This is a genomic window from Chamaesiphon sp. OTE_8_metabat_110 (assembly GCF_031382685.1).
Classification (GTDB): Bacteria; Cyanobacteriota; Cyanobacteriia; order Cyanobacteriales; family Chamaesiphonaceae; genus Chamaesiphon.
Window position 1 is genome coordinate 1 of record NZ_JANMZA010000054.1, and the last position, 2,665, is coordinate 2,665.

Consider the following 2,665-nt stretch of genomic DNA (forward strand, 5'->3'; position numbering starts at 1 on the left):
CTTCTCTATCTCAGCAGCGTCGAACTGCGACAAATCTGTTACTTTCTAGCAGTTACAGAAGCCGGAAATAATTTTACGAAAGCGGCAGAATACTTGCAGATCGATCCACCGCCGCTGGGACAACGCATTAAATCGCTCGAACGGAAGTTGAAAGTTGAGTTATTCGATAGGCAACGGCGACCGCTACAATTGACCGCAGCCGGGAAAGTTTTTTTAGAAGAAACCCGGTTGGCGCTGACAACTCTCGAACGGGGGATTGCTAGAGCACAACAAGCACATCGGGGCGAGATTGGCTTCCTCTCGGTGGGCATTGCTAGTTCGATTTCCAATACCCTATTACCCGATATTTTGCGGGCATTTCGCTCTCGGTTTCCCGATATAGAAGTAGAACTGCTCGAACTTACCGCTGAGCGTCAACTTCAGGCATTGCGGGAGGGTCGCCTGAATATCGGTTTTGAAGTAGTTGCTAATGCTCAGGAACCAGACACCAGCTTGAACGTACTGCCGATTATGGAAGAATCCCTCGTCGTTGCCATGCCAGAGCTACATCCCTTAGTATTCCAACGCCAAGTATTTTTGCGCGATCTTGCCAATGAAAAATTAATCTTACCCTCGATCGCGGAGTTTCCCTTTTACCAAAAATTCATTTATTATTGCCAACAGTCGGGCTTTGAGCCAAATATTATTAGGGATGTCCAAGCTACTTGGTTGGTGACGATTCTTAGTTTGGTAGTGGCACAAGTAGGACTGGCAATCTTGCCGAGTAACGTCGAAAATTTGCAACGTCGCGGCGTCGTCTATCGACCGATCCAAGATACCAGTCTTCGCAGACAGATCTCCGCACTCTGGCGCAAAGATGACCACTCAGTCGTCTTAGCTGAATTTCTCAAAATTGTCGCCGATCTCTCCGGTAGCAAACTTCCTGAATAACCAGCAATGCTATTGGTTAATGCTGTTGAGTAATGCCGTTGGGTTTCGCGTTGCTTTCTACCTAACCTACATCTATTCACTATTCACTATCCACTATCCACTATTCACTCTCTAACTAAAAGTGATAACATCAACGGCAGATAGTCGTGTCACGCGATCGCGCTAAGACGAGCATTTTTAAGTGTGAAGAGTAAGATTTAAAGTTATGACCGATACCCAGCGACGCATCCAGCCAAAACTAGCTTTAGTGCTAGCATTATTGACGACTATTACTAGTTTACTAACCACCAGTTGTAGCGATCCAGCTCCCACAAATAACCAAGGTGGGACACCAGCCGCTAGTAGCGGCACGACTAGCGATAGTAGCCAAGGTTTAAAAATTGGTTCCCTATTATCAAATACTGGCGACTTAGCCTCGATCGCCCAACCTCTGCCCAATGCCATTAAAATGGCTGTAGACACCGTCAATGGTTGCGGTGGCATCAATGGCGCACCCGTCACCCTCGTGTCTGAAGACGATCAAAGCGACCCCAGTGCGGGTACTGCTGCAATGACTAAACTCTCGGAAGTCGATCGAGTTGCTGGCGTTGTGGGTGCCTTTGGGAGTGGTATTTCTACCGCCGCCGCCGATGTCGCAGTGAGAAATAAAGTGATGATTGTCTCCCCTGGTAGCACCAGTCCCATCTTTACAACTAGAGCCAAAGAAGGCAAATATAGCGGTTACTGGGCGCGGACGGCTCCACCAGATACCTATCAAGCTCAAGCAATGGCACAGCTAGCCATCAAGAGAGGATTTAAAACAGTCGCCACGATCGCGATTAATAACGACTATGGTGTCGGCTTTGAGAAAGAATTTGTCACCGCCTTCAAAAAACTCGGCGGTACCGTCACTAATGAAGCTAATCCAACCCGTTACGATGCCAAGGGTACCACCTTCTCATCGGAAGTCAAAGCCGCCTTTACTGGCAAACCCCAAGCCATCGCCGCACTGGTATACCCCGATACTGGGTCGATCCTACTCAAAGATGCCTACGAACAGGGGTTGAGCAAAGGGGTGACGATTATGCTCCCCGATGGTGCCTACTCGCCCAAATTCCCCGATCAGGTCGGTAAAGATAAAGATAACAAATTTATCCTCGCAGGGGCGATCGGTACGGTTCCTGGGGCACATGGCAAGGCATTAGAGGACTTTAATAAAAAGTGGACGGCGACTGGCAAACCGCTCACTGCCTACCTCCAACATTCCTGGGATGCCGCCGCCCTCATCATGCTGGCGGCTCAATCAGCTAAAACCAATACTGGCGAAGGCATTGCTAGTAAAATTCGCGAAGTCGCTGGCGGCTCTGGGCAAGAAGTTTCCGATCTGTGTGAAGCCATCACTCTGCTCAAAGCTGGTAAAAAAATCAACTATCAAGGTGCCAGCGGTAACGTCGATCTCGACGCTCAAGGCGATGTCGTCGGTACTTACGATATCTGGCAAGTCCAACCCGACGGTACGCTCAAAACGATCGACCAAGTAAATATCCAAACCGCTGCTGGAGCTAGCGCAGCACCTAAAACCGATACTAAGCCTAGCGACAAACCCGCCCAAAAGCCTAAAGTCGAAGCTAAACCTGCTGCCACACCCACACCAGCAGTCCCAGCCAAGCAAGGGTAAATTAATTGATAATTGATAATTGATAATTGATAATTGGGTTGTTGAAATGGGGATTTAAACCTCTGTTATTTGTTAAAC

The 2,665-nt window shown here is 48.5% G+C and carries 2 protein-coding genes; both read left to right on the forward strand.

Annotated features, from left to right (window positions below):
• Positions 1 to 930: LysR family transcriptional regulator (locus RMO52_RS02055; RefSeq protein WP_310410456.1), on the forward strand; the 930-nt coding region annotated here is incomplete at its 5' end.
• Between the two features lie 205 nt (positions 931 to 1,135).
• Positions 1,136 to 2,587: an ABC transporter substrate-binding protein gene (locus tag RMO52_RS02060; protein ID WP_310410458.1), complete on the forward strand. Its 1,452-nt coding sequence runs from the start codon at positions 1,136 to 1,138 to the stop codon at positions 2,585 to 2,587.
• The last annotated feature ends 78 nt before the right edge of the window (positions 2,588 to 2,665 follow it).